Origin of the sequence: Streptomyces sp. NPDC055243 (assembly GCF_044544025.1) — a bacterium.
In the GTDB taxonomy this organism is placed as follows: Bacteria; Actinomycetota; Actinomycetes; order Streptomycetales; family Streptomycetaceae; genus Streptomyces.
The window spans coordinates 119,601-144,350 of sequence record NZ_JBITWR010000001.1 but is presented as its reverse complement, the minus strand read 5'-3'; the positions used below and the strand labels follow the sequence as shown (position 1 = coordinate 144,350).

The following is a 24,750-nucleotide window of genomic DNA, read 5'->3' as shown; positions in this document are numbered from 1 at the left end:
AGGGAGGAGGGGCCGACCGGCCTCCGCCGGCGCCGGACGGCCCGAACACACGTCACCGCGCGGGCCGTTCACCCGATTCGGGGCGGTCCAGTTGGGAGGCGAGGACCGCCGCCTGGACCCGCCGGTGCACGCCCAGTTTGGCCAGCAGGCGGGAGATGTGGTTCTTGACGGTCTTCTCGGACAGGTAGAGCTTCTTGCCGATCTCGCGATTGGTGAGCCCGTCTCCGATGAGCTCGAGGATGTCCCGCTCGCGCGGCGAAAGGCTTGCCAGCTCGGGGGCGACGGCCGGGGTGTCGGCGGGATCGGCGCGCAGCGAGCGCATCAGCCGGGCGGTCGTCGCGGGGTCGAGCATGGACTGGCCCGAGGCAACGGTACGTACGGCCGAGATCAGATCGGAGCCCTTGATCTGCTTGAGGACGTAACCCGCGGCTCCCGCCATGATCGCGTCGAGCAGGGCGTCCTCGTCGTCGAAGGACGTCAGCATCAGCACGGCAAGCTCCGGCATCTGGCTGCGCAGCTCGCGGCAGACCGTGATCCCGTCCCCGTCGGGCAGGCGCACGTCGAGGACGGCGACGTCCGGACGGAGGGCAGGGCCGCGGACGAGCGCGTGCTCGACGTTCTCGGCGTCGCCGACCACCAAGATGTCCGGTTCGGCGTCCAGGAGGTCGGCCAGACCACGCCGTACGACCTCGTGGTCGTCCAGCAGGAAGACGCGGATCGGGTGCTGCTCAGTGAAGATGCGTGCCTCGGTCATGACGACCCCTTGTTCCCCGACGGCTGACAGACTGCGGGCTGTCCGTGAGGCGATCATCACCCTCCGGGTCTGGATCCACTAGGGCCGACCGGCCCACTCATACCCACCATGCGCCCTGCCCGGCCCACTGACCACGGTGTGCGTGCTGCGGCCGCCACCTTTCTCTTCTACATGGCGGCCGCTTCCTCCGAAGACCGGCCGTGCCCGTCAACCTCGAACTCCACGTCCACGACGCCCTCGACGGCTCGGACCAGCCGCGCGGCCACGGGGACCAAGGACGTGTCGCGGACGTGCCCGGCGAGCGTCACGACTCCCTCCCGGACCTTTATCCGGACGCTTGAGGCCGGCGGAGGGAAGAGGTACGCGGCGACCTCCCTGCGGACCTCCTCGGCGATCTCCTCGTCGTCGCGGAGGAACACCTTCAGCAGATCCGCGCGGCTGACGATGCCCTCCAGCAAGCCCAGGGTGTCGACGACGGGGAGGCGCTTGACCTTGGCGTGCGCCAGCGTCCGTGCGGCCTGGGCGAGCGTCGCGTCCGGGTGGACGGTGACAGCGGGAGTGGTCATCAGCTCTCCCGCGGTCAGGGCGCCGGCCTTGGCGAGGTCGGTCAGGCGCCGCAGCTGCGTGGAGCGGTCGGGGTCGCTGTCGCGGAACTCCTCCTTGGGCAGGAGGTCGGCCTCGGAGACCACACCGACGACGCGGCCCTCGCCCTCCACGACCGGCAGCGCGCTGACCTGCCACTCCTGCATCATCTGAACGATCTCCTTGAAGCGCGCCCCGCGGCCGACGGCGGCGACCGTGTGGGTCATGACGTCGCTCACGATGTGCGGCGTGCCGTGCATCGTCCCTCCTTGATCGCGTCGGGTGTCCGGTCTGTCACAGGGTGCTTCCGCTTCCGTACGGGGCGTACAGGTCAAGCAGCCGGACGCGGGACGAACGCAGCCGGCGGGCGAGGATGTTGCCCACCCACTGGCTGACCGCGCAGCCCAGGGCGGGGTCGTCCTGGCACAGGGCCCGAACCGCGGCGGCGTCGAACTCGTACGCCCGTACAGGCGTCGTGGTCTCGGCCCCCAGGTGCCAGGTGTGCGGTGCGAACAGCCAGGACCAGCCGACGAGTTCGTTGTGTCCGAGGGTCTCGACGACGGCGGGCCGCCGGCCGGGCACGTGGATGTCGAGGCTGACCGCGCCGGTGCGGATGATCCAGAACCGGTCGGCGCGTCCGCCCTCCTCGAAGAGACGGGTTCCTTGCGGAAAGGACACCTCGCGCGCGATGCGCATCAACCGCTGGTGATACTCGGCGGGCAGGGCCCGCAGCATGCTGTGAGTGGTCGAAGAGTTCATGACGGCCCTCCAGGACGGGCGTACTGACCTGCCACGTTCAGCATGTGCCCGTGCCGTGATCGCAGACCATGGGCCACCTGGCCCGCCGACCGGGCCAACCGGCACCGCACGGCGCACCCTTGGTCCGGCGAAGGCGCGCGGCACGTCGGCGAAGAGCGGCGGTGCCCCCCTGGGCCGAAGGGTCCCGTGAAAGGGCTGTGCGGCCCCTGCGCGCGAGGGCGCTCCCGTACAAGGCTCGGTACGAGACGGGACGGGAACGGATACAGGAGGGCCCCCACCATGCGTCCGCACATCACCGCAGGAATCGATGGATCCGCCGAAAGTCTCGCCGCCGCGCACTGGGCGGCCCGTGAGGCCGTGCGTCGTGGTGCCGCGCTGAATCTCGTGCACGCCTGGACGTGGCACCCCCGGCCCGCCCCCTCCGTCCCCGCGGACAGGAGCGAGCACGAGTGGGCCGAACAGATCCTGGACCGGGCGGCGAGCGCCATTCGCGCGGCGCACCCGGGGCTGCCGGTCGTCGAGCGGCTGGTGACCGACTCCGCGGTGGCCGCCCTGCTGACCTCGGCCGCCGACACGGAGCTTCTGGTGCTCGGTTCCCGTGGCTTCGGCGCAGTCGCCGGAGCCATGCTCGGTTCGGTCTCCCAGCGGGTCATCGCCAGGTCCTCCCGCCCCTTGGTGCTCGTACGGATGGGCGAGACCAGCGCCGCCGAGCACTTTCCCGCCGTGGACGGCATCTCCCCCGACGAGATACCCGAGACCCCGTTCCGCGATGTCGTCCTCGGCCTGGACACCCACCACCCCTGTGATGAGCTGATCGAGTTCGCCTTCGAGTTCGCGCGGCGCCACCGCTCCGAACTGCACGTGATCCACGCCTTTCGCGTGACACACGACCAGCCGGCCGAAGGCCCGCAGGTTCCGTTCCGCGGACCGGAGCTGCTCGCCGCACAGGAACGTGCCGTACACGCGACGCTGCGTCCGTGGTGCGAGAAGTACCCGGAGGTCTCCGTGGTCGAGACCGTCCGCGAAGGGCGGGCCGCCACCGCACTGGTGAGCGCGTCAGCGGGAGCCTCTCTCGTCGTCGTGGGACGCCGGATACGGGACAGGCGCCTCGGCGCGCACATCGGCGCCGTCACGCACGCGGCGCTGCACCACATCCACTGCCCGGTGGCCGTTGTCCCGCACAACTGAAACGGCCGTGACGGACCGAGGGAGACCCGCGATGAAAGCAGCGACGGTGGACCGGGATCAGGCACGCGCGTGGCGTGGCTTCATCGGGGCACGATGGCGCGACAGCATCAGCGTGCGTGACTTCATTCAGGCCAACTACACGCCCTACGAAGGCAGTTCCGCATTCCTGTCGGGGATCACGGATCGCACGCGCATCGTATGGGAGACGGTCAGCGCACTGTTCCCGAAGGAACGCGGCAACGGCATCCTCGACATCGACACCGCGACTCCGTCGACGATCACCTCGCACGAGCCGGGGTACATCGACCGCGAGCGGGAGTTGATCGTCGGCCTGCAGACCGATGCCCCACTGAAGCGCGCCATCATGCCGGGCGGCGGCCTGCGGATGGTCGAGAGCGGGCTCAAGGCCTATGGGTACGAGCTCGACCCCTTCGTCACCCGCGTCTTCGGGACGTACCGCAAGACACACAACGACGGGGTCTTCGACGCGTACACCCCCGAGATGCGGGCCGCCCGCAAGGCGGGGATCATCACCGGGCTGCCCGACGCGTACGGTCGCGGCCGGATCATCGGCGACTACCGACGGGTGGCCCTGTACGGAACCGCCCTGCTCACGGCGGCCAAGCGCGCCGAACGCGCTCTGCTGGACGCGCAGCCGTCCTTGGAGCACGTCATCCGTGACCGCGAGGAACTCGCCGAGCAGATCAGGGCGTTGGACGAGCTGACGCGCATGGCGGCCACCTACGGCTGTGACGTCTCCCGGCCCGCGACCAGCGCCCGGGAAGCCGTGCAGTGGCTCTACTTCGGCTACCTCGCCGCCGTGAAGGAGCAGAACGGCGCCGCGATGTCGCTGGGCCGCACGTCCACCTTCCTGGACATCTACCTTCAGCGGGACTTGACCGAGGGGGCCATCGACGAGACCCGCGCCCAGGAACTGATCGACGACTTCGTGATCAAGTTGCGGATCGTACGGTTCCTGCGCACTCCTGAGTACGACGCGCTCTTCTCCGGCGATCCGACCTGGGTGACGGAATCCATCGGCGGCATCGGCGCCGACGACCGGCCGCTGGTCACGCGCACCTCCTTCCGCTTCCTTCAGACCCTCTACAACCTCGGGCCGGCGCCCGAGCCCAACCTGACGGTGCTGTGGTCGCCCCGGCTGCCGGCCGGGTTCAAGGACTTCTGCGCCCAGGCCTCGATCGACACCAGCTCCATCCAGTACGAGTCCGACGAGCTGATGCGCCCGCGCACCGGCGACGACACCGCGATCGCCTGCTGCGTGTCGGCCATGGCCGTCGGGAAACAGATGCAGTTCTTCGGGGCGAGGGTCAATCTCGCGAAGGCGCTGCTGTATGCGATCAACGGCGGCAGGGACGAGATGAGCGGGGAGCAGATCGCGCCCAAGAGGCCCGCACTGGACGGCGAGTACCTGGACTACGGCGAGCTGATGGCCGCCTATGACCAGGTGCTGGACTGGTTGGCGGCGACGTACGTCAACACGCTCAACGTCATCCATTTCATGCACGACAAGTACGCCTACGAGCGCATAGAGATGGCCCTCCACGATCATCCCGTGCACCGCTTCATGGCCTGCGGCATCGCGGGGCTCTCCGTCGTCGCGGACAGCTTGTCCGCCGTCAAGTACGCGCGGGTGAAGGTGATCCGGGACGCCACCGGGCTGGCGGTGGACTATGAGACCGAGGGCGACTGGCCGGCATTCGGCAACAACGACGCCCGCGTGGATTCCATCGCGGTGGAGCTGGTCGAGTCCTTCATGGCCAAGGTGCGCGAGCACCCCGCCTACCGGGACGCCGAGCACACCCAGTCGGTGCTGACGATCACCTCCAACGTCGTCTACGGCAAGCACACGGGCAACACTCCCGACGGGCGCCGTGCCGGTGAACCTTTCGCCCCGGGCGCCAACCCCATGAACGGCCGCGACCGCCACGGCGTGGCCGCTTCCGCGCTCTCGGTCGCAAGGCTCCCGTACGAGCAGGCCCGCGACGGCATCTCGCTGACCACGACGGTCACGCCGGAGGGCCTGGGCCACCACCCGGCCGAGCGCGCGGCCAACCTGGTCGGCGTCCTCGACGCGTACACCGCGTCCGGCGGCTTTCACATGAACGTCAACGTGCTGGACCGGGGGACGCTGGAGGATGCGATGGAACACCCGGAGAAGTACCCGGAGTTGACCATCCGGGTCTCCGGGTACGCCGTCAACTTCGTGCGTCTGACCCGCGAGCAGCAGCTCGACGTCATCAGCCGCACCTTCCACGGCGCGCTGTGAGCACGGTGAAGACGATGACGACCGGCCGGATCCACTCCTGGGACCTGTCCACCGGCGTGGACGGCCCCGGGACCCGGTTCGTGCTCTTCACCAGTGGCTGCCCTCTGCGCTGCCTCTACTGCGCGAACCCCGACACCTGGCACATGCGGGACGGGCGGAGCGCCACCGTCGACGAAGTGATGGCCGAGATCGAGAAGTTCCGGGCCTTCGTCACCGCGGCCGGCGGAGGGGTGACGATCACGGGCGGCGAGCCCCTGCTCCAGCCCGCTTTCACTGCGGAACTTCTGCACCGTTGCAAGGAAGCCGGGCTGCACACCGCCGTGGACACCTCCGGTTTCCTCGGCGCCCGCGCCACCGACGAGCTGCTCACCGACACGGATCTGGTGCTCTTGGACATCAAGTCCTTCGACGCCACGACCTATCGGAAGTTGACCGGCGCCGAGCTGCTGCCTTCCCTCGACTTCGCCACGCGGCTCGACCTGCTCGGCGTCCCGATGTGGATTCGGTACGTCCTGGTTCCCGGCTGGACCGACGCCCCGGCGGCCGTGGACGGTCTGGCCCGCTTCGTCGCGGGCCTCGGCAGCGTCGAACGCGTCGACGTCCTTCCCTTCCACAAGCTCGGTGCCGCCAAGTACGAGGCTCTGGGCCTTCCCTTCCCGCTGCGCGACCACCCGTCCCCCGCCCCCGGCCTGACCGAGCGGGTCCGCGACCAGTTCCGCGCGTACGGACTGTCGGCGTACTGAATGCCCTAGGGCCGAACGGCCCCAGCCAGGTACCTGTGGCCCCTGCACGACCGTTCCGATCGGCACGAAGCTGGAACCGGACAAGGACTTCAGGAGGTGGAGACCATGCCCCGCCCCATCGTCGTGGGCCTCGACGGCTCGCCCGAGAGCCAGGCAGCAGCTGAATGGGCGGCCCGTGAGGCCGCCATGCGCCGACTGCCGCTGAAGCTGGTCCACGTCCGGGAGCCCCTGCCGGATCCGATCGCGCAGGCACCGCTCCTCGGCACGGAGACGCAGCAGCACTGGGGCGAGCGGGTGCCGCGCGAGTCGGCCGAGGGCCTGCGGCTGCGACACCCCGGTGTCGAGATCAGTGCGGAGGACCGTTCCGGGCAGCCCGCCGCTCTGTTGTCGGGGCTGGCGAAGGACGCCGAACTGCTCGCCCTGGGCTCCCGCGGCATGAGTGGGATCGGCGGGTTCCTGGTCGGCTCGGTCGGCCAGGCCGTCGTGGCGCACGCGGAGCGGCCGGTGGTCCTGGTCCGCGCCGGTGAACAGGCCGCGGACGAGCATCTGATGGACCCGGCGGGCATCCCGTCCGCCGCGACCCCCTATCGGCCCGTGGTCCTGGGTCTGGCCACCGACCACGACCCGGACGCCTCGCTCGTCGCGTTCGCCTTCGACGCGGCCGAGCACCGCGCCACCACCCTGCGGGTCGTCCACGCCTGGAATCCACCGCCCTACTACGCCTACGGCCTCTGCGCCGACCTCGACTTCCACAGCGAGCTGTCCCGGCAGGAGGCCGTCGCGCTCAGGGAGATCATGCGGCCGTGGCGGCGGAAATTCCCCTCCGTCGAGGTCGTCGAGGAGTCCCGGTACGGGACGCCGGCCGACCAGCTGGTCGCCGCCTCCCGAGCGGCCTGCCTGGTCGTGGTCGGCCGTCGCATCCGGCGTAGTTCCGTCGGCGCCCACATCGGTCCGGTCACCCACGCCGTCCTGCACCACGCCGCCGCCCCCGTCGCCGTCGTCGCGCACCAATGACCGGCCGGGACGGGAGGACGTCATGAAGGCAGCCGTCGTACGAGCTTTCGGCTTCGATCGCGACACAGGAAGGTGACGACGATGGAACTGCCCCTGGTGGTGGGCGTCGACGGATCCGACACCAGTCTTCGCGCCGTCGACTGGGCTGTGGGCGAGGCCGCCCTGCGCGGGGCGCCGCTGCGGCTGGTGTACGCCTCGCTGTGGGAGCGCTACGAGGGGACGGCGTTCGCCGGGGAGATGGGCCAGACCTCGGAACCCGTACAGGCCGACACCATCGTCGATGCCGCCGCGCAGCGCGCACACCGCCGCGAGGCGGACGTGAAGATCTCCACCGAGGTACTGCTCGACGAGCCGGTGCCCGCGCTGCTGGACGAAGGGCGCAACGCGTGCGCGCTGGTGCTGGGCTCTCGCGGCCGCAGCGGCATCGCCGAGCTGCTGCTCGGCTCGGTGTGCCTCGCGGTCGCGGCCCGTGCCGACTGCCCCGTGATCGTGCTGCGCGGCAGTCACGACAACCGGGCGAGGCCCGCGACGCACGGACGCGTGGTGGTGGGGGTCGGCGAGGTGCCGGAGAGCTCGGCGGCCGTGCGCTTCGCCGTCCAGGAGGCGGCGCACCGCGGGGTGTCCCTGGAGGCGGTACGTGCCTGGCGGTGCCCGGCGCACGAGACCACCGACCATCCGCTCCTGACGGGCGAACCGGCCCGGCTGCACGAGCAGCGGGCCGCCTCGCTCCTGGAAGCGGCGCTGCTGAACCTCCCGGTGGAAGTGGAGCTGCACCGGCGGACCGTCGAAGGCCCCGCCCAGAAGGCGCTCCTGGCCGCCTCGGCCGATGCCGACCTGCTCGTCGTCGGCGCCCGACGCCGGCACGGGCGCTTCGGACTCCAGCTGGGCCGGGTCGCGCACGCCGTCCTGCACCACTCCGCCTGCCCGGTCGCCGTCGTACCGCAGAGAGTGTGAGTGCCGTGGCCAAAGGTGTACGTCCGCGGGTCACCCGGCGGGCGTAGCTACCGGTCGGCACTGGTCCTGGACCGCCCGAAACCCTCACGTCGCTAAGGAGTTCATCGCCATGACCCTACGTGTCGGCATCAACGGCTTCGGCCGCATCGGCCGCACCTACCTGCGCGCGGCACTGGACCGGGCGGACGCGGGGACGCAGTACGTCGAGGTCGTCGCCGTCAACGACGTCGCGCCACCCGCCACCCTGGCCCACCTGCTTGAATTCGACTCGACGTTCGGCCGGATCGACCGCGAGGTCACCCACGACGACAGCTCGATCACCGTCGACGGCCGGCGTATCGCCGTCACCGCCGAGCACGACCCGGCGGCCCTCCGCTGGGCCGACCACGGTGCCGACATCGTCGTCGAGTCCACCGGCCGGTTCCGCGACCGCGACTCGGCCGCCCTGCACCTGAAGAGCGGCGCCCACACGGTGCTGCTCTCCGCACCCGGCAAGAACGCGGACGCGACCATCGTGATGGGCGTCAACGACGCCACGTACGACCACGACGGTGACCGCATCGTGTCGGCGGCCTCCTGCACCACCAACTGTGTGGCGCCGATGGTAAAGGTCTTGCACGAGACCTTCGGCATCGACCGGGGTGTGATGACCACCATCCACGGCTACACCAACGACCAGGCCCTGCTGGACGGCCCGCACAAGGACCTGCGGCGGGCCCGCTCGGCGGCGCTGAGCATCATCCCGACCAGTACCGGTGCGGCCCGCGCCGTCGGCCTGGTGCTGGCGGAGCTGGCGGGTGCCCTGGACGGCATCGCCGTCCGCGTGCCGGTGGAGGACGGCTCGCTCACCGACCTCGCGGTGGTGCTGCGCCGCGACACGACGGCCGACGAGGTCAACTCCGCCTTCGCCGAAGCCGCGAACGGCACGCTGAACGGCATCCTGCGGGTGTCGAAGTCGCCCATCGTCTCCCGCGACGTCATCGGGGACCCGGCGTCGTGCGTCTTCGACCCCGCCCTGACGCAGGCGAACGGAAACCTGGTGAAGGTCTTCGGCTGGTACGACAACGAGTGGGGCTACACCAACCGGCTCCTGGACCTCACGGCGCTGGTGGCCGTGGTCTTCGACACCGACGGTGTGATCACGGACTCTGCCCGGGTGCACGCCGCCGCGTGGAAGACGGCCTTCGACGCCTTCCCTCTGCTGCGCGGCAGGCACCCCTTCGACGTACAGGACGACTACCTCCGGTACGTCGACGGCAAGTCGCGTCTCGACGGAGCAAGGGCCTACCTGGAGTCCCAGGGCCTGTCCCCCTCCCGGGCCGAGGTCCGGACCGTCGCCGCCGACAAGGAGCGGTTGTTCACCGACCGCCTGCGCGAGCACGGCATCGACGCCTATCCCGGCACCGTCCGGCTGCTGGGGGTCCTGCGTTCCGCCGGCCTCGCGACAGCCGCGGTGTCGGCCTCCCGGCACGCGCGTGAACTTCTCGAACACGCCAAAGTGCGCGCTCTCTTCGACGTACTCGTGGACGGCTCCGAGGCCGCCCGCCTTCAGCTGGCCGGCAAACCCGACCCGGCCCTGTTCCTGGAGGCGGCCCGCCGTCTCGGGACCCCCGCGGCTCGCGCCGCCGTCGTCGAGGACGCCCTGGCCGGAGTAGAGGCCGGGCGCCGCGGCGGCTTCGGCGCGGTGATCGGGGTGGACCGGACCCGCACCTCGGCCACCCGTGCCGCGCTGCTGAAGCACGGGGCGGACCTGGTGGTCGAGGACCTCGCGGAGCTACTGGACTCGGAGGACTGAGGATGCACGACTGGACCTGGGAGTACGAGGGATACGACCCGGCGGAGGTGCGTCTGCGCGAGTCCCTGTGCACCCTCGGCAACGGCTACTTCGCCACCCGCGGCGCGGCCCCCGAGTGCGCAGCCGACTCCGTCCACTATCCGGGGACGTACGTGGCGGGCTGCTACAACCGGCTCACCTCGGAAGTGGCCGGACGCCAGGTCGAGAACGAGGACATGGTCAACCTGCCCAACTGGCTGCCGCTGCGCGTCCGCACGGACACGGGCACCTGGCTCACACCGGACACCCACAAGCTGCTCGACCACCACCTGGCTCTCGACCTGGCCGCCGGCACCCTGGAACGCACCGTGCGCTACGAGGACGAGCATGGCCGGCGTCTCGCCGTGCGCCAACTGAGCCTGGCCCACATGGCCGACCCCCATCTGGCCGTTCTGCGCACCGAGTTGACCGCCGAGGGCTGGTCCGGAGAAGCCGAGGTCGAGTCCGCCCTCGACGGGACGGTGGCCAACGAGGGCGTCGAGCGCTACCGCTCACTGGCCTCCCAGCACCTCACACACGTCCACACCGGCGCTTCGGCGCCGGACACGGTGTGGCTGCGCTGTCGCACCAGCACCTCGGACATCCGGGTGAGCCTGGCCGCCCGGACGGTCACCGACGCGCCCGCCCGCACCACGACACAGCACGAGCGCGGGCGGGCCTCCCAACTGCTGCGCCTCTCCCTGACCGACGGACGGACCGTGACCGTCGACAAGGCGGTCGCCCTGCACACCTCACGCGATCCGGCGATCGGCGACCCGCTGCACGCGGCCGTCGACCGGGTCGGCCGCGCCCCCGAGGTCGGCTCCCTGCTCGTCTCCCACCGCACCGCGTGGCAAGAGCTGTGGCGCAACGCCGAGTTGGACGTGCCGACCGGTGCGGGTCCGGTGCTGCGGCTCCACCTCTTCCACCTGCTGCAGACCCTGTCCCCGCACACCGCGGAACTCGATGTCGGTGTCCCGGCCCGTGGGCTGCACGGAGAGGCGTATCGCGGCCACGTCTTCTGGGACGAGCTGTTCGTCCTTCCCTACCTCAACCTGCACTTCCCGGAGGTCTCCCGAGCTCTGCTCACCTACCGTCACCGGCGCCTGGAGCAGGCGTGCGTCGCCGCCCGCGACGCCGGGCACAGCGGTGCGATGTATCCCTGGCAGAGCGGCAGCGACGGCCGCGAGGAGACCCAGCAGCTCCACCTGAACCCACGCTCAGGACGGTGGCTGCCCGACCACTCACGGCTCCAGCACCACGTCGGTTCGGCCGTCGCGTACAACGTGTGGCAGTACTGCCAGGCCACCGGCGACACGGAGTTCCTGCACACCAAGGGCGCCGAGATGCTGGCACAGATCGCCCGCTTCTGGACGGGCATGGCGACGTACGACGAAACGCTGGGCCGCTACCGCATGCGCGGAGTCGTCGGCCCCGACGAGTACCACGAGAGCTACCCCGGCGCCGCCTCCCCCGGCCTCGACGACAACGCCTACACCAACGTGATGGCGTCCTGGGTCCTCGCCCGCACGCTCGATGTCCTGCGCGATCTGCCCGAGCCCCGCCGCCGGGACCTCTTCGAGCGCATCGGGCTCGACTCCGCCGAGCTCGACACGTGGGAGGACGTCTCCCGGAAGCTGCACGTGCCCTTCCACGCCGGTGTCATCAGCCAGTTCCAGGGATACGGCGACCTCGCCGAGCTCGACTGGCAGGCCTACCGGGACCGTTACGGGGACATCCGGCGTCTGGACCGGATCCTGGAGGCCGAGGGCGACACCGTCAACGGCTACCAGGCGTCCAAACAGGCAGATGTCCTGATGCTCGGGTACCTCTTCGCGCCCGCCGAACTCCAGGGCACGTTCCGGCGGTTGGGCCACACGCTCGACGACATCACCTGGCAGCGCACCGTCGACTACTACCTGGCCCGCACCAGCCACGGCTCGACCCTCAGCAGCCTCGTCCACGGCTGGGTACTGGCCCGCGCCCGGCGCGCCCATGCCTGGGACTTCGTGCAGGAGGCGCTCTCCGGAGACATCGCCGACATCCAGGGCGGCACCACCGGCGAGGGCATCCACCTGGGTGCCATGGCGGGCACGCTCGATCTCGTACAGCGGGGTCTGACGGGCCTGGAGACCAGGGGCGGTGCCCTGCGGTTCGACCCCGTCCCGCTGCCGGAGCTGTCGGAGTACGGCTTCTCGATCCGCTACCAGGGCCACTGGGGCATCCGACTGCGACTGCGGGCGGGAACGCTGCGCATCACCGTGCCGGACTCCGATCGCGAACCGATCTCCGTCGCCTTCGCGGATCGCACGGTGTCGGTGGCACCCGGGGAGTCCTGCGCACTGACCCTGCCGAGCTGACGTCGCGCCGGACACCGTGGCTTAGGGCCGACCGGCCCCATATGGCCCCCGGACAGCCCATGGGGCCCCGCTCCCGGCGGCTGGATGCTCGAAGTGTCACCAGACATGGAGGAGATCCGTCATGACGGACGACAGGCTGCCCCCCGTGCTCGCAGCGGCCCGTCGACCTCGCGGTCCTCTGCGCCGACTTCGCTGAGGAAGGAACACTCATGAAGCACGACAAGGTCGGCTCCGTGATGACCACGGAGGTCATCCGTGCCGCATACGGCACCCCGTTCAAGGAAGTGGCACGCCTGCTCGCCGACCACCACATCAGTGGGCTGCCGGTGGTGGACGAGGACGAGAAGGTCGTCGGGGTGATCTCGGAAACCGACCTGATGGCCCGTCAAGCAGCCGCCCCCGACCCCTTCGAGCCGCAGCACCATCTCCGGCTCGCCGCGCTGACCCGCGGCTCCAGGAAACAGGCCGCGAAGGCGAAGGCCCGCACCGCAGGCCAGCTGATGACCGAACCGCCCGTGACGGTGCACGCCGACGACACCATCGTCGAAGCCGCCCGCACCATGGCGCAGCGGCGCGTGGAGCGGTTGCCCGTTCTGGACGAGGAGGAACGGCTCGTCGGCATCGTCACGCGGCACGACCTGCTTCAGGTGTTCCTGCGGCCCGACGCCGACATCCGTGACGAGGTGATCAAGGAGGTTCTGGTACGCACCCTGTGGCTGGCGCCTCAGATCATCGACGTCTCCGTGACCGAAGGCGTGGTCACCCTCACCGGCCAGATGGAGCGCAAGAGCGAGACGGAGATCGCCGTCTCCATGACGCACCAGGTCGACGGCGTCGTCGCGGTGGTCGCCAACCTCACCTACCGGCTGGACGACTCACACCTCAAGCCGGACGAGCAGTCACTGCACGGCGTCACCGACGCATGGCTGCGAAAGCTGTGAGAGGAGGCGAACCGCCATGCTCGACAGCGTGTTGGTCGCCTACGGAACGACGAACGGGTCAACCGCGCGGATCGCGCGGACCATCGCCGAGGTCCTGCGCGAGCGGGGCATGTCGGCAACGGCAGTGCCGGCCCGATCCGTGACGGACGTGGGCTCCTACGACGCCGTGGTGGTCGGAGGCGCTCTCTACGCCGGGCGCTGGCACAAGGACGCCCGCCGGTTCGTGCGTCGCCACGGCCGCGAACTGACCCGGCGCCCGCTGTGGCTCTTCAGCAGCGGCCCGCTCGACGCCTCGGCCTCGGAGCGCGACATCGCACCCGTACCCGGCGTGAAGCGGGCCATGGTCCGGCTCGGTGCCAGGGACCACGTGACCTTCGGGGGATGCCTCGAAGAGGGGGCGAAGGGATTCATCGCCCGGAAGATCGTGTCTTCCGGCAAAGGTGGGGACTTCCGTGACTTCGCGGAGATCGAGGCCTGGGCAGGCCGCATCGCGACCGGCCTCACGGACGAGCCGAAAGCCGACTGACCCTGCGCATCGCGTGGCGGACGGAGAGACCGTCCGCCACCGTGCGCCGCCCCCGCCATGCGACAGCTCGAGGAGGCAGACATGAAGGCACTGGTCTTCCACGGCCCCGGCAAGCGATCCTGGGCCGACGTTCCCGACCCGGCGATACAGGACCCCGGCGACGCGATCGTGCGCATCGACGCGGTCACCATCTGCGGCACCGATCTGCACATCCTCAAGGGTGACGTCCCGGCCGTCGAGCCGGGACGGATACTCGGCCACGAAGCCGTCGGCACCGTGCGGCAGACCGGTGCGTCCGTCACCACGGTGCGTCCCGGGGACCGGGTGCTGATCTCCTGCATCAGCGCCTGCGGTCGCTGCCGCTTCTGCCGACAAGCCCAGTACGGCCAGTGCCTGGGCGGCGGGGGCTGGATCCTGGGCCATCGGGCAGACGGCGTCCAGGCCGAATACGCCCGCGTTCCGTTCGCCGACACCTCTACGCACGTGCTGCCCGAGCAGGTGACCGACGAGACGGCGCTCATGCTCGCCGACATCCTGCCGACGTCGTACGAAGTGGGCGTCCTCAACGGCGAGGTGACGCCCGGCGATGTGGTGGTCGTCGTGGGAGCCGGCCCGATCGGCCTGGCCGCGATCCTGACGGCCCGGCTCTTCAGCCCCAGCCGGGTGATCGCTGTCGATCCCGCTCCCCAGCGGCGCGAGATGGCCGCACATCACGGCGCGCACCTGACGCTGGAACCGGCGTCCGGCGTCGTCGACCGTATCGCCGGGCTCACCGACGGGCTCGGCGCGGACGTGGCGATCGAAGCGGTGGGCATCCCCGACACCTTCGAACTCTGCACCCGGTTGATCCGCCCCGGCGGACGCGTCGCCAACGTCGGCGTCCACGGCCGCCCGGCCACGCTCCATCTGGAGGACCTCTGGATTCGCAACGTCAAGATCACCACCGGCCTTGTGGACACCTCCTCCACACCGACGCTGCTGCGCATGGTGGCGGCCGAGCAGCTGGACGTCGGCGGATTCGTCACACACCGCTTCGGCCTGCCGGAGATGCAGGAGGCGTACGACGTCTTCGGCCGACCGGAGGAGAGCGGCGCACTCAAGGTGGCGCTGTTCGCCTCGTGACACGAGCCCTCTGCCCGAGCGGGCCCGCACACAGCCGTATACATCCCGTACACAGAACGACAGGCCCGCTCGGGTATTGCGGGGGGGCAACAGAACGACGTCCTCGAGGACGCGGGCCTCCGGGTACTTCTCGAGCCACGGTCGCAGCGCGTCGGCCAGCAGCTGCACCTCCTGATCCTCCCAGGTGGCACGCTCGGCCTCCGGCACGCCGAACGGCCAGTCGGCCGCGCTTGGGGGAAGGGTCCAGGCATGCAGCGCGTGCAGTCGCACGCCGCGACGGCCTGCCGCATCGAAGGCGAAGTCGATGGCCCCGCCCGCGGGGTCGTGTGCGTCGACCCCGACCGTGATCTTGTCCGGTCGGTGCGCCGGGCCCTCGCAGGCGAGCCCGCTGGGCACCAGCACCACCGGGCGGTCGGCGGCCCCGGCCACCCCTGAAGCGGTCGTTCCCAGGGAGAGCCCCGCATGGCCGCCCTCCCCGCGCAGCCCGAGCACGATCATCGCCGCATCCTCGCTCCGCGCGCACAGCGCCCGCGCGGCCCGGCCGGCGAGCCGGAGGCTCTCGGACCGCAGGTCCGGGTGCCGGGCCGTGAGCCGCTCCCGCACCCGGTCCGCCGCGGTCTCCGGCCGGTAGGGCCACTGCCCCGCCCCATCCGGTCCGCCCCGAGCCGAGACGTGGACCACGCGGAGGGCGCACCCGCGCAGAAGTTCCTCCCGTGCGGCCCAGTCCGCTGCCACACGGCTGCGCGCCGATCGGTCGACCCCGGCAACGATCACTCGCTCCATGACAGCCCCTCCCCAGGAGCGAGAACAAGCCCTCCGCGCCCCCACCCTGGCCGCCGACCCCCGAGGCGTGCATGGGCCGGATGGTCCCGGGTGGGTCCCGGGTGGCCTCTCCACCCCGCACCGCCGAGGACGGACGCTGGCCATGTGGAGCAGACCAACCTCAGACGCCTGGGCGGCCGGCCTTTGAGCCCCGTACCGGTCCCTTCGTCCCTGCCGTCGTCCATCACGTCGGCTGCCCCGTGGCCGTCGTCCCCCACCAGCGAGAGGACTGAGCCATGACGAGCGCGCCGACCCAGTACGTGTACGGATTCGCCGAGGGCAGCCGTGAGATGGCCGACCTGCTCGGCGGGAAAGGTGCCGGCCTGGCGGAGATGACCCGGCTCGGGCTGCCCGTCCCACCGGGCTTCACCGTCACGACCGACGCCTGCAAGGTGTACCTCGCGACCGGCGAGGAACCATCCGAGCTGAGCGTCGAGATGGCCCGGGCCCTGTCCGCCCTGGAGCGCACCATGGGCCGCACGCTCGGGCAGCAGGACAACCCGCTGCTCGTGTCGGTTCGGTCGGGTGCCCGGTTCTCGATGCCCGGGATGATGGAGACGATCCTCGACATCGGGTTGAACGACGCGTCGGTCGGCGGACTCGCCAAGACGTCCGGCCAGGAACGGTTCGCCTGGGACTCCTACCGGCGCCTCATACAGATGTTCGGGCACACCGTGATGGGCGTGGCCGGTGAGGTGTTCGAGCAGGCCATCGCCGAGCACAAGGCGCAGCGGGCGGTGACCGATGACCACGATCTCGACGCCGACGAACTGGCGCTGCTCACCGAGGAGTTCAAGTCCATCGTCCGCCGCGAGACGGGCCAGGACTTCCCGCAGGACCCGGTCGAGCAGCTCTGTCGCGCGGTCCGGGCGGTCTTCGACTCGTGGAACGGCGAGCGGGCCCGGATCTACCGCAGGCGGGAGCACATCCCCGACGGCCTGGGAACCGCCGTCAACATCCAGGCGATGGTGTTCGGCAACCTCGGCTCCGACTCCGGTACCGGAGTCGCCTTCACCCGCGATCCGGCCACGGGCGCCTCGGGCATGTACGGCGACTATCTGTCCGACGCGCAGGGCGAGGACGTCGTCGCCGGCGTGCGCGACGCCGTCCCCCTGGATGAACTGAGGGCCCTCGACCCCCGCTCGTACGCCCGACTCGAAGAGCATCTGCGCACCTTGGAGGGCCACTACCGCGATCTGTGCGACGTCGAGTTCACCGTGGAACACGGCCGGTTGTGGATTCTGCAGACCAGGGTCGGCAAGCGCACGGCCGAGGCCTCGTTCCGTATCGCCCACGACCTGTGCGAGGAGCGGACGATCACGGCGGACGAGGCCCTGGGGCGCGTGGGCGGCGCCGAGCTGAACAGGCTGATGTTCCCCCGCTTCGAGGTGAGTCCCACGGACGTGCCCTTCGCCCGGGGCGTGCCCGCCTCGCCGGGTGCGGCGGTCGGCGCCATCGTCTTCGACTCGGCAACAGCCGTACGGAGGGCCGCGGCCGGCGAGCACGTCGTCCTCGTGCGCCGCGAGACCACCCCGGACGACCTTCCCGGGATGATCGCCGCGCAGGCGGTCCTGACCAGTCGCGGCGGCAAGACCAGCCATGCCGCGGTCGTCGCCCGCGGCATGGGCAAGGTCTGTGTCTGCGGCGCCGATGCGATCACCGTCGATACCTCCGCGCGTCAGCTCACCACCGCCTCCGGATCTGTGCTGGGCGAGGGCGACACGATCTCGGTCGACGGCACCGCGGGCACCGTCCACCGGGGTGCTCTGCCGCTCATTCCGTCTGATGTGGGACGTGCGCTGGAGACGGGCGTCGGCACCGGACCACTCACCGAAGCCGTCCTGGGCGCGCTGGACCGGGCGGATACCACTCGCTGCCTCGAAGTGCGGGCCAACGCCGACACGCCTGACGATGCCGAACGTGCCCGCAGGCTCGGTGCTCAGGGAATCGGCCTGTGCCGCACCGAGCACATGTTCCTCGGTGAGCGCCGCGAGCTGGTCGAGAAGATGATCCTTGCCCGTGAGGACAGCACCCGCGAACAGGCCCTGGAGGCGCTGCTGCCGCTCCAACGGGAGGACTTCACGGGCATCCTGGCGGCGATGGACGGGCTGCCGGTGACCATCCGGCTCCTGGACCCGCCGCTGCACGAGTTCCTGCCCGACCGGACGGAGCTCGCCGTACGCATCGCACGGGCCGCACAGCCGGAGGCCCACGACCGCGAGCTGCTCGCCGCTGTCGAGCGCATGCACGAGCAGAACCCGATGCTCGGCCTGCGCGGCGTGCGCCTGGGCCTGGCCGTACCGGGACTGGTCGCCATGCAGGTTCGGGCCGTCGCCGAAGCGGTCGTCCAGCGGCTCCGTGCCGGGGGCCGGCCGCGAGCGGAGATCATGATCCCGCTGGTGGGGACGGTCGAGGAGCTTCGTCCGGCACGAGCCGAGGCGGAGCGCGTACTCGCCGACGTCGCGGCCGAGTCGGGCCGGGCGGTGGACTGCCCGATCGGCACGATGATCGAGCTGCCGCGGGCCGCGCTCACCGCCGGACGCATCGCCGCTTTCGCGGACTTCTTCTCCTTCGGCACCAACGACCTGACCCAGACGACCTGGGGCCTGTCCCGGGACGACGCGGAAGCATCCTTCTTCCCCCTGTACCTGAAGGAGGGAATCTTCAGCGTGTCCCCCTTCGAATCGCTCGACCAGGAGGGCGTCGGCAGGCTCGTGGAACTCGCCGTCGAAGCGGGGCGAGCCGTGAACCCGCGGCTGGAGACAGGCGTCTGCGGCGAGCACGGCGGCGATCCCGAGTCGATCCAGTTCTTCCACCGGGTGGGCCTGGACTACGTCTCCTGCTCCCCCTTCAGGATACCGGCCGCCCGCCTGGAGGCGGGCCGAGCGGGTCTGATGGACAGGACGCCCCAACCCGAGGAGTGATTGCCGATGATGGGTCAACAGCCGTCGAACGCCGCGTCGGAGCCCAGTGGAAGCCCTCGGAGCGACATCGGGCGCCGACTCGCTCAGCGACGCTCGCAACTCGGCCTCACCCGGCAGGAAACGGCCGACCGTGCGGGGACGACCCCCGGCTACCTTCAGCACCTGGAGGAACACCCCACCGCTGACCCGGGTAGTGGTGTCCTCGTCCGGCTGGCCGACGCACTGCAAACCAGCATGGCCGCCCTCCGCGGTGGCGGCATCGACGAGCCGCCCGGACTCGGCCGGGCGGGGCGCCACCCCGTGCTGGCGGAGCTCAGCGCCGAGGCGTGCCGGGCGCGCTTGGGCACCCACGGCGTCGGACGCCTCGCGGTCTCCACCGATGAAGGGCCCGCGATCGTCCCCGTCAACTACACGACCATTGACGACGCGATCGTCTTCCGGACCGCGCCCGGCACACCGCCCGCCGCGGCGATCGGAGCCTCGGTCGCCTTCGAGGTCGACCACATCGACGAGGCGCTCAGCCGCGGCTGGAGTGTGCTCGTCCGTGGGCATGCCCGAGCCGTGACGGACGCTGACGCCGTGCTCGCGTTGCGGGACCGGTCCTACAGCGCGCCCTGGGCCGGTGGTCCGCGCGATCTGTGGGTGCGCATAGAGCCCGAGAGCATGAGCGGACGCAGCATAGGAGCGGCATAGGAGTGCAGTGCTTCGGCGCAGGAGCGGTTGATTGAGGTGCTCGGCAGCCCTGTCCGCGAACTCGACCGCGGTGGTTTCGACTTCTGCCGGCCGAGGGAAATGTCCGTGCGACGTAGTCCGACCCCGACCACACGGGCATCCAGGCGCCCGCGGTCCCGCGCGCATACGCCTGCCGCCCCGACGGCACCGTCACTGCCGGGACGGTCCCGGTACAGATGGTGGGTCGGATCGCATCTGTACCAGTTCCATGGTCGCGCGCGCACCGGCACTCACCAGTGGGCCACCAGGGCTTCTCCGAGGCCGGGCGGTCCCCCTTCCCAGGGCCTGTCGGGCCATCGCGGCCTGCGGCCGGATCTCCCCCGCCCGATCGGCCGGTCCCGTCTCAGCAGATGCGCGGAAGTTGCTCTCCCAGCGGCATGTCGACCACCCGGCGCGCTCCGATCAGCGTTCGCAGCTCGACCCGGCCGGGCGGGCCTGCCGTGCAGTGCCCGATGGGTACCGCCGCTGCCCCCTCGGGATACGTGCGGAGCGCGGTGAGAGCCGTTTCCGCGGCATCGGCCGCGACGAAGGCGACCAGGCAGCCCTCGTTGGCGACGATCAGCGGGTCCAGACCCAACAGGTCGCAGGCTGCCGCGACCGCCTGCGGCACGGGCAGGGAACTCTCAGCGATCTCCACGCCGACACCCGAGGAGCCCGCGATCTCGTTGAGCGAGGCGGCCAGACCGCCCCGGGTGGGGTCGCGCAGGCTGTGGACGGCACCGCCGAGCGGGGCGAGTGCCCGCACCAGGCGGTGCAGGGGGCGGCTGTCGGAGGCGATGTCCGCCTGGAAGCCCAGTCCTTCGCGGGTGGACAGGACAGCGGTGCCGTGCAGGCCGATGGGGCCCGAGAGCAGGAGTGCGTCGCCGGGACGTGCTCCCGCGGCGGAAGGAGTCAGGCCGGGGATACGGCGGCCGATGCCGGTCGTGTTGAGGAACAAGCGGTCGGCGGCGCCACGCCCGACCACCTTCGTGTCACCGGTGACGACGGGGACCCCCACCTGGTGTGCCGCCTTCCCCACCGAGTCCAGGACGGAGCGCAGCTCCCCCAGCGGGAGCCCCTCCTCCGCGATCACGGCCAGGGTCAGAGCGAGGGGCAGGGCGCCTCGCATGGCGAGGTCGTTGACCGTGCCGTGCACGGCCAGCGATCCGATGTCCCCGCCGGGGAAGGCCAACGGGCTGACCACGAACGAGTCCGTGGAGACCACGAGTTCGCCCTCCCCCGGCACCAGCGCCGCGTCCTCGAGAGGGTCCTCCGGCCGGCCGCCCAGCGCGGGCAGGACCAGCGTGTCGAGCAGTTCGGCGGTGAGCCGCCCACCCGCGCCATGGCCCGGCTGGATGAGCACGTTCTCGTCGTACGGAAGGGGGCAGTCGAAGTTCATTCCGGCGTGCTCCTGGTTCGTCCGGCGGCGTGGAAGGCCGCACACGTGCCCTCGCTCGACACCATCGGGGCACCGAGCGGGGACCGGGGCGTGCAACGCACCCCGTAGGCATCGCAGTCGGTGGGCATCAGCGCTCCGGTGAGAATGGCCCCGGCGATGCACTCCGGATCCTCGACGGAGTGCAGGCCGCTCGTGTCGAAGCGGCGAGCGGCGTCGAACGCGGCGTACCGCGGCGCGAGTTCGAGCCCGCTCGCCGGGAGTGTGCCGATCCCCCGCCAGGCCCGGTCCGTGATCCGGAAGACGCGGGCGAGGACGGACCGGGCCTGGGCATTGCCAGCGCGGCGCACGGCGCGGACGTACTGGTTCTCCACGTCGTAGCGGCCCTCCTCCAACTGCGTGACCGCCATCAGGACGCCCTCCAGCAGATCGAGCGGTTCGAATCCGGTGACCACGACCGGCACGTGGTACCGCGCGGCGATCGGTTCGTACTCGGTCCAGCCCATGACCGCGCACACATGGCCGGCGGCCAGGAACGCCTCGACCTCGCAGTCCGGGTGCTCCAGGAGGGCGGTCATCGCGGGCGGCACCAGAACATGGCTGACCAAGAGGGAGAAGTTGCGCAACCCCCGGCGGGCGGCGTACAGGACCGCCATCGCGTTGGCGGGGGCGGTGGTCTCGAATCCGACGGCGAGGAAGACGACTTCACGGTCGGGGTTCTGCTGCGCGATCCGGACCGCGTCCATCGGTGAATAGACCACCCGCACGTCCGCTCCGCGGGCCCGCAGGGCGAGCAGGTCCGTGGAGCTGCCGGGGACGCGCAGCATGTCGCCGAAGCTGGTGAAGATCACTCCGGGGCGGGCGGCGATGGCCATGGCACGATCAAGCGTCTCCAGCGGGGTGACGCAGACCGGGCAGCCGGGGCCGTGGATCATGCGGATTCCCGCGGGGAGCAGCTCGTCGATGCCCTGGCGGACCAGGGTGTGCGTCTGGCCCCCGCACACCTCCATGATCCGCCAGGGGCGTGTCGCGGTGCGCCGCAGTCGCCCCAGCAACTGCCGGGCCAGCGCTGGGTCGCGGTACTCGTCGAGGTACTTCATCGGGAGGGCGCCGGAGCGGATTCGGTGAGGTCCGTGCGCACGTCCACCACGCCTTCGACGGCCCGGGTGAGCCGCGCGGCGACCGGAACGAGGCCCTTGCTGCGGACCTCGCCGCTGAGGGTGACCACGCCGCCCTCGACGGCCACCGTGACGGCCCCGTCCGGGAAGAGGAGGGCGGTCACGGTGTGCGTCACCTCATCAGCGAGTTCCTCGTCGGCGCGCAGGAACACCTTGAGCAGGTCGCTGCGGCTCACCACGCCCTGCAGCAGCCCCTGGGCGTCGATCACCGGGAGTCGTTTGACGCGCCGCTGTGCCATGATCCGCGCGGCCTGCGGGAGCGTGGTGTCCGCGTGGACGGTGACGGCGGGAGCGCTCATCACCTCGCCCGCGGTCACACCGCCGGCCTTGGCGAGGTCGGAGAGGCGGCGCAGTTGGTCGAAGCGCGAGGGGTCGCTGTCGCGGAACTCCTCCTTGGGCAGCAGGTCCGCCTCGGAGACCACGCCGATCACCCGGCCCTCCCCGGCCAGGACGGGCAGCGCACTGACCTTCCACTGCCCCATCAGCTCGACGATCTCCTTGAAGGGGGCCTCGCGCCCCACGGCGATGACGGTGTGGGTCATCACGTCGCTCACGGTGCGCGGGGAGTGGATCATGGCGTCCTCCCGGAGAGTCAGGTGCGGTGGATGGTCAGGTCGAGGAAGTGTGTGGAACACGAGATGCACGGGTCGTGGTTGCGGATGACCCGCTCGCACAGTCGGGTCAACTCCTCATCCGTCACGTCGTCTTGAGCGATCGCCCGCTGCGCGACCCTTCGGAGGTCGGCCTCGATTGCGCCCTGGTTCTGTGCGGTGGGCGGCACGAGGCACGCGTCGACGACGACGCCTTCGCCGTCCAGCACGTAGCGGTGGTAGAGGAGTCCGCGAGGGGCCTCTGTCGCGCCGTGGCCGGTGCCCGCGACGGCCGGAACCTCGACGTACGGGCGGCGCGGCGGCTCGTACGTCCCGATGATCCGCAGGGCTTCGTCCACGGCGTACACGACCTCCACGGCCCGGACCAGGATCGACCGGAAGGGATTGCGGCAGACGGCCCCCGCGCACGGATCGCCGAGCCCGGCGGCGCGGGCGGCCTCCAGCGCGGTGCGCGAGAGCCACCGGCCGCTGATCGCGAACCGGGCGAGCGAACCGGTGAGGTGACGGCGCCCGTCGAGGGTGGAGTGCAGGGCGGTGGAGTGCGGGAGGTGTTCCTCGTGGACCCGGTCGAGGAAGGTGGGGAGCGGGAAGGTGGTCGGGGTGCCGTCCGCGCGCAGGACCGCCGGGGTGCCGGTCTCGATGGCGTACGCTCCCGGGGCTGCCAGCGCCAACAGGTCGGCGTCGGTCTCGGCTTCCGGGAAGTCGAAGCCGGCGACCCACTCGACGGTCTGCCAGGCATCGTTCAGGGCGCGCTCCAACTGCTCGGCCAGCGGCTTCAGTTCCCCCTTCGTCGGCGTGCGGTGAAAGCCGCCGAGACGGACGTTGACCGGATGGATGGCACGACCGCCCAGGAGTTCGAGGACCGCGTTGCCCGCCTGTTTCAGGCGCAGTCCTCGTTCGACGGCGGCACGGTCGGTACGGGCCAGTTCGATGGCTCCGTCACAGCCCAGGAAGTCGGGGGCGTGCAGAAGGTAGATGTGCAGGGACTGGCTCTCGATCCACTCCCCGCAGTACAGCAGCCGGCGCAGTTCACGCAGGGCCGGATCAAGGGTGATTCCGCAGGCGTCCTCGATCGCGGCGCAGGCGCTCATCTGGTAGGCGACCGGACAGATTCCGCACACCCGGGCGGTGATGTCCGGAGGCTCGGTGTACGACCTGCCCCGCAGGAACGCCTCGAAGAAGCGTGGCGGCTCGTAGATCTGGAGCCGCGCCTCGGTGACCGTGCCGTCGTGGACGCTCAGGCGCAAGGCGCCCTCGCCCTCGACCCGGGAGAGCGAGCCGACGTGCAGGACACGGGAACCGCGGTGCGTCATCGGCGCAACTCCTCTTCGAAAGCCGTGCAGTTGAAGGTGTGCAGGAAGCGGTCGGTGTCGCGGTCACCCATGCCGTCGCGGTGCAGGACGGGTATCAGGGCGGGCAGGTTCACCGAACCGGACGGCCCGAAGCAGCCGTAGCAGCCACGTCCGTACGCCGGGCAGATCGCCCCGCATCCCGCGTGGGTGACCGGCCCGAGACAGGGGGTGCCGTGGGCGACGGTGACGCACACCGTGCCGCGCCGCTTGCACTCGAAGCACACGCTGTGGGCGGGGACGTCCGGCTTCCGGCCCGCCAGGTACGCGGTGATGACCTCCAGGAGCTGGCGGCGGTCGATCGGGCAGCCGCGCAGTTCGAAGTCGACGTCCACGTGGTCGGACACGGCGGTGGAGGTGGTGAGCGTGTCGATGTAGTCGGGGCGCGCGTAGACGGTCCGGCTGAACTCCTCGACGTCCGCGAAGTTCCGCAGCGCCTGGATGCCGCCGGCCGTCGCGCACGCCCCGATCGTCACCAGGCGCCGGGAGGCCTCCCGGATCTCGCGGACGCGCTCGGCGTCGGCGGGCGTGGTGACGGAGCCCTCGACGAGCGCCAGGTCGTAGGGGCCCGGCGCGATCGCGCTGGACGTCTCGAGGAAGTGGGCGATCTCCACTTGCCCGGCGAGACCGAGAAGTTCGTCCTCGCAGTCGAGCAGGGTGAGCTGACAGCCGTCGCACGAGGCGAGCTTGAACACGGCAAGAGTCGGTGGACGCAT

Annotated in this window: 20 protein-coding genes and 3 pseudogenes; 13 read left to right on the top strand and 10 right to left on the bottom strand. The window is 70.8% G+C overall.

All coding sequences use genetic code 11. The features are described from left to right. Nucleotides 1–52: 52 nt before the first annotated feature. From ACIGXX_RS00720 to ACIGXX_RS00710, 3 genes are all read right to left on the bottom strand, one after another. Nucleotides 53–754 carry a response regulator transcription factor gene (locus ACIGXX_RS00720; protein WP_366461692.1) on the bottom strand — a complete coding sequence of 234 codons (702 nt, stop codon included), beginning with the start codon at nt 752–754 and terminating at the stop codon, nt 53–55. Nucleotides 755–921: 167 nt separating this feature from the next. Further along, entirely contained in the window at nt 922–1,596 is a 675-nt protein-coding gene (locus ACIGXX_RS00715) for a CBS domain-containing protein (protein ID WP_399971454.1), read from the bottom strand. Nucleotides 1,597–1,630: 34 nt separating this feature from the next. Continuing rightward, nucleotides 1,631–2,095 (bottom strand): cyclic nucleotide-binding domain-containing protein, encoded by a 465-nt coding sequence (locus ACIGXX_RS00710; protein ID WP_399971452.1) that lies wholly within the window; start codon nt 2,093–2,095, stop codon nt 1,631–1,633. Between the two features lie 279 nt (nt 2,096–2,374). On the opposite strand from ACIGXX_RS00710, the gene ACIGXX_RS00705 reads away from it, so the two are divergent. The 11 genes and pseudogenes from ACIGXX_RS00705 to ACIGXX_RS00655 all read left to right on the top strand — a co-directional run bounded on the left by ACIGXX_RS00705 (nt 2,375) and on the right by ACIGXX_RS00655 (nt 15,043). Further along, nucleotides 2,375–3,283 carry a universal stress protein gene (locus ACIGXX_RS00705; RefSeq protein ID WP_366461695.1) on the top strand — a complete coding sequence of 303 codons (909 nt, stop codon included), beginning with the start codon at nt 2,375–2,377 and terminating at the stop codon, nt 3,281–3,283. 31 nt (nt 3,284–3,314) lie between these two features. Further along, the gene (gene pflB / locus ACIGXX_RS00700; protein ID WP_399971449.1) at nt 3,315–5,570 is read left to right on the top strand and encodes a formate C-acetyltransferase; all 2,256 of its coding nucleotides are present in this window, start codon (nt 3,315–3,317) and stop codon (nt 5,568–5,570) included. 14 nt (nt 5,571–5,584) lie between these two features. Beyond that, entirely contained in the window at nt 5,585–6,313 is a 729-nt protein-coding gene (gene pflA, locus ACIGXX_RS00695; protein WP_399971447.1) for a pyruvate formate-lyase-activating protein, read from the top strand. 105 nt (nt 6,314–6,418) lie between these two features. Beyond that, nucleotides 6,419–7,327, top strand: coding sequence for a universal stress protein (locus ACIGXX_RS00690; protein WP_366461697.1), 909 nt, complete (start codon nt 6,419–6,421; stop codon nt 7,325–7,327). Nucleotides 7,328–7,408: 81 nt separating this feature from the next. Beyond that, nucleotides 7,409–8,281 carry a universal stress protein gene (locus tag ACIGXX_RS00685; protein WP_366461698.1) on the top strand — a complete coding sequence of 291 codons (873 nt, stop codon included), beginning with the start codon at nt 7,409–7,411 and terminating at the stop codon, nt 8,279–8,281. A gap of 109 nt (nt 8,282–8,390) precedes the next feature. Continuing rightward, a pseudogene (gene gap / locus ACIGXX_RS00680) lies at nt 8,391–9,395 on the top strand (type I glyceraldehyde-3-phosphate dehydrogenase); the annotation flags it as partial. Next, a complete protein-coding gene (locus tag ACIGXX_RS00675; RefSeq protein ID WP_399972784.1) occupies nt 9,390–10,076 on the top strand; it encodes an HAD family hydrolase in 687 nt (228 codons plus the stop codon). The pseudogene gap and the gene ACIGXX_RS00675, both read left to right, overlap by 6 nt. Before the next feature lie 2 nt (nt 10,077–10,078). Beyond that, nucleotides 10,079–12,454 carry a glycoside hydrolase family 65 protein gene (locus tag ACIGXX_RS00670; RefSeq protein WP_383816508.1) on the top strand — a complete coding sequence of 792 codons (2,376 nt, stop codon included), beginning with the start codon at nt 10,079–10,081 and terminating at the stop codon, nt 12,452–12,454. Nucleotides 12,455–12,663: 209 nt separating this feature from the next. Then, a complete protein-coding gene (locus tag ACIGXX_RS00665; RefSeq protein WP_366464427.1) occupies nt 12,664–13,395 on the top strand; it encodes a CBS domain-containing protein in 732 nt (243 codons plus the stop codon). A gap of 16 nt (nt 13,396–13,411) precedes the next feature. Then, a complete protein-coding gene (locus tag ACIGXX_RS00660; protein ID WP_366464426.1) occupies nt 13,412–13,921 on the top strand; it encodes a flavodoxin domain-containing protein in 510 nt (169 codons plus the stop codon). A gap of 81 nt (nt 13,922–14,002) precedes the next feature. Then, nucleotides 14,003–15,043: a zinc-dependent alcohol dehydrogenase family protein gene (locus ACIGXX_RS00655; RefSeq protein WP_383816505.1), complete on the top strand. Its 1,041-nt coding sequence runs from the start codon at nt 14,003–14,005 to the stop codon at nt 15,041–15,043. A gap of 204 nt (nt 15,044–15,247) precedes the next feature. Here ACIGXX_RS00655 and ACIGXX_RS00650 read toward each other — a convergent pair. Continuing rightward, a pseudogene (locus ACIGXX_RS00650) lies at nt 15,248–15,349 on the bottom strand (universal stress protein); the annotation flags it as partial. A gap of 144 nt (nt 15,350–15,493) precedes the next feature. After that, nucleotides 15,494–15,826, bottom strand: a pseudogene (locus ACIGXX_RS00645) (universal stress protein); the annotation flags it as partial. A gap of 275 nt (nt 15,827–16,101) precedes the next feature. On the opposite strand from ACIGXX_RS00645, the gene ppdK reads away from it, so the two are divergent. Beyond that, nucleotides 16,102–18,789 carry a pyruvate, phosphate dikinase gene (ppdK, locus tag ACIGXX_RS00640; RefSeq protein ID WP_366464423.1) on the top strand — a complete coding sequence of 896 codons (2,688 nt, stop codon included), beginning with the start codon at nt 16,102–16,104 and terminating at the stop codon, nt 18,787–18,789. A gap of 9 nt (nt 18,790–18,798) precedes the next feature. Further along, on the top strand, nt 18,799–19,482 hold the full coding sequence (locus ACIGXX_RS00635; protein WP_366464431.1) for a pyridoxamine 5'-phosphate oxidase family protein: 684 nt from the start codon (nt 18,799–18,801) through the stop codon (nt 19,480–19,482). 382 nt (nt 19,483–19,864) lie between these two features. Here the strand turns inward: ACIGXX_RS00635 and hypE are convergent, their stop codons facing one another. From hypE to ACIGXX_RS00610, 5 genes are read right to left on the bottom strand one after another with little or no spacing between them, the layout of a single operon-like run. Continuing rightward, nucleotides 19,865–20,899 carry a hydrogenase expression/formation protein HypE gene (hypE, locus tag ACIGXX_RS00630; protein WP_399971442.1) on the bottom strand — a complete coding sequence of 345 codons (1,035 nt, stop codon included), beginning with the start codon at nt 20,897–20,899 and terminating at the stop codon, nt 19,865–19,867. After that, nucleotides 20,896–21,996, bottom strand: coding sequence for a hydrogenase formation protein HypD (hypD, locus tag ACIGXX_RS00625; protein ID WP_399971440.1), 1,101 nt, complete (start codon nt 21,994–21,996; stop codon nt 20,896–20,898). The genes hypE and hypD overlap by 4 nt, the downstream gene beginning before the upstream one ends. Further along, nucleotides 21,993–22,649, bottom strand: a complete 657-nt coding sequence (locus ACIGXX_RS00620) for a CBS domain-containing protein (protein WP_399971438.1) — start codon at nt 22,647–22,649, stop codon at nt 21,993–21,995. Before ACIGXX_RS00620 ends, hypD begins: the two co-directional genes overlap by 4 nt. A 17-nt stretch (nt 22,650–22,666) precedes the next feature. Continuing rightward, nucleotides 22,667–23,998 (bottom strand): Ni/Fe hydrogenase subunit alpha, encoded by a 1,332-nt coding sequence (locus ACIGXX_RS00615; protein WP_399971436.1) that lies wholly within the window; start codon nt 23,996–23,998, stop codon nt 22,667–22,669. Then, the gene (locus ACIGXX_RS00610; RefSeq protein WP_399971434.1) at nt 23,995–24,750 is read right to left on the bottom strand and encodes an oxidoreductase; all 756 of its coding nucleotides are present in this window, start codon (nt 24,748–24,750) and stop codon (nt 23,995–23,997) included. The genes ACIGXX_RS00615 and ACIGXX_RS00610 overlap by 4 nt, the downstream gene beginning before the upstream one ends.

What these genes read in the sequence shown, in the direction of transcription:
- pflB (WP_399971449.1), top strand. Translation starts at nt 3,315, where the DNA reads ATGAAAGCAGCGACGGTGGACCGGGATCAGGCACGCGCGTGGCGTGGC.
- ACIGXX_RS00690 (WP_366461697.1), top strand. Translation starts at nt 6,419, where the DNA reads ATGCCCCGCCCCATCGTCGTGGGCCTCGACGGCTCGCCCGAGAGCCAG.
- ACIGXX_RS00670 (WP_383816508.1), top strand. Translation starts at nt 10,079, where the DNA reads ATGCACGACTGGACCTGGGAGTACGAGGGATACGACCCGGCGGAGGTG.
- ACIGXX_RS00705 (WP_366461695.1), top strand. Translation starts at nt 2,375, where the DNA reads ATGCGTCCGCACATCACCGCAGGAATCGATGGATCCGCCGAAAGTCTC.
- ACIGXX_RS00615 (WP_399971436.1), bottom strand. Translation starts at nt 23,998, where the DNA reads ATGACGCACCGCGGTTCCCGTGTCCTGCACGTCGGCTCGCTCTCCCGG.
- ACIGXX_RS00655 (WP_383816505.1), top strand. Translation starts at nt 14,003, where the DNA reads ATGAAGGCACTGGTCTTCCACGGCCCCGGCAAGCGATCCTGGGCCGAC.
- ACIGXX_RS00660 (WP_366464426.1), top strand. Translation starts at nt 13,412, where the DNA reads ATGCTCGACAGCGTGTTGGTCGCCTACGGAACGACGAACGGGTCAACC.
- hypE (WP_399971442.1), bottom strand. Translation starts at nt 20,899, where the DNA reads ATGAACTTCGACTGCCCCCTTCCGTACGACGAGAACGTGCTCATCCAG.
- ACIGXX_RS00685 (WP_366461698.1), top strand. Translation starts at nt 7,409, where the DNA reads ATGGAACTGCCCCTGGTGGTGGGCGTCGACGGATCCGACACCAGTCTT.
- ppdK (WP_366464423.1), top strand. Translation starts at nt 16,102, where the DNA reads ATGACGAGCGCGCCGACCCAGTACGTGTACGGATTCGCCGAGGGCAGC.
- ACIGXX_RS00610 (WP_399971434.1), bottom strand. Translation starts at nt 24,750, where the DNA reads ATGCGTCCACCGACTCTTGCCGTGTTCAAGCTCGCCTCGTGCGACGGC.
- ACIGXX_RS00635 (WP_366464431.1), top strand. Translation starts at nt 18,799, where the DNA reads ATGGGTCAACAGCCGTCGAACGCCGCGTCGGAGCCCAGTGGAAGCCCT.
- ACIGXX_RS00715 (WP_399971454.1), bottom strand. Translation starts at nt 1,596, where the DNA reads ATGCACGGCACGCCGCACATCGTGAGCGACGTCATGACCCACACGGTC.
- pflA (WP_399971447.1), top strand. Translation starts at nt 5,585, where the DNA reads ATGACGACCGGCCGGATCCACTCCTGGGACCTGTCCACCGGCGTGGAC.
- ACIGXX_RS00720 (WP_366461692.1), bottom strand. Translation starts at nt 754, where the DNA reads ATGACCGAGGCACGCATCTTCACTGAGCAGCACCCGATCCGCGTCTTC.
- hypD (WP_399971440.1), bottom strand. Translation starts at nt 21,996, where the DNA reads ATGAAGTACCTCGACGAGTACCGCGACCCAGCGCTGGCCCGGCAGTTG.
- ACIGXX_RS00710 (WP_399971452.1), bottom strand. Translation starts at nt 2,095, where the DNA reads ATGAACTCTTCGACCACTCACAGCATGCTGCGGGCCCTGCCCGCCGAG.
- ACIGXX_RS00620 (WP_399971438.1), bottom strand. Translation starts at nt 22,649, where the DNA reads ATGATCCACTCCCCGCGCACCGTGAGCGACGTGATGACCCACACCGTC.
- ACIGXX_RS00665 (WP_366464427.1), top strand. Translation starts at nt 12,664, where the DNA reads ATGAAGCACGACAAGGTCGGCTCCGTGATGACCACGGAGGTCATCCGT.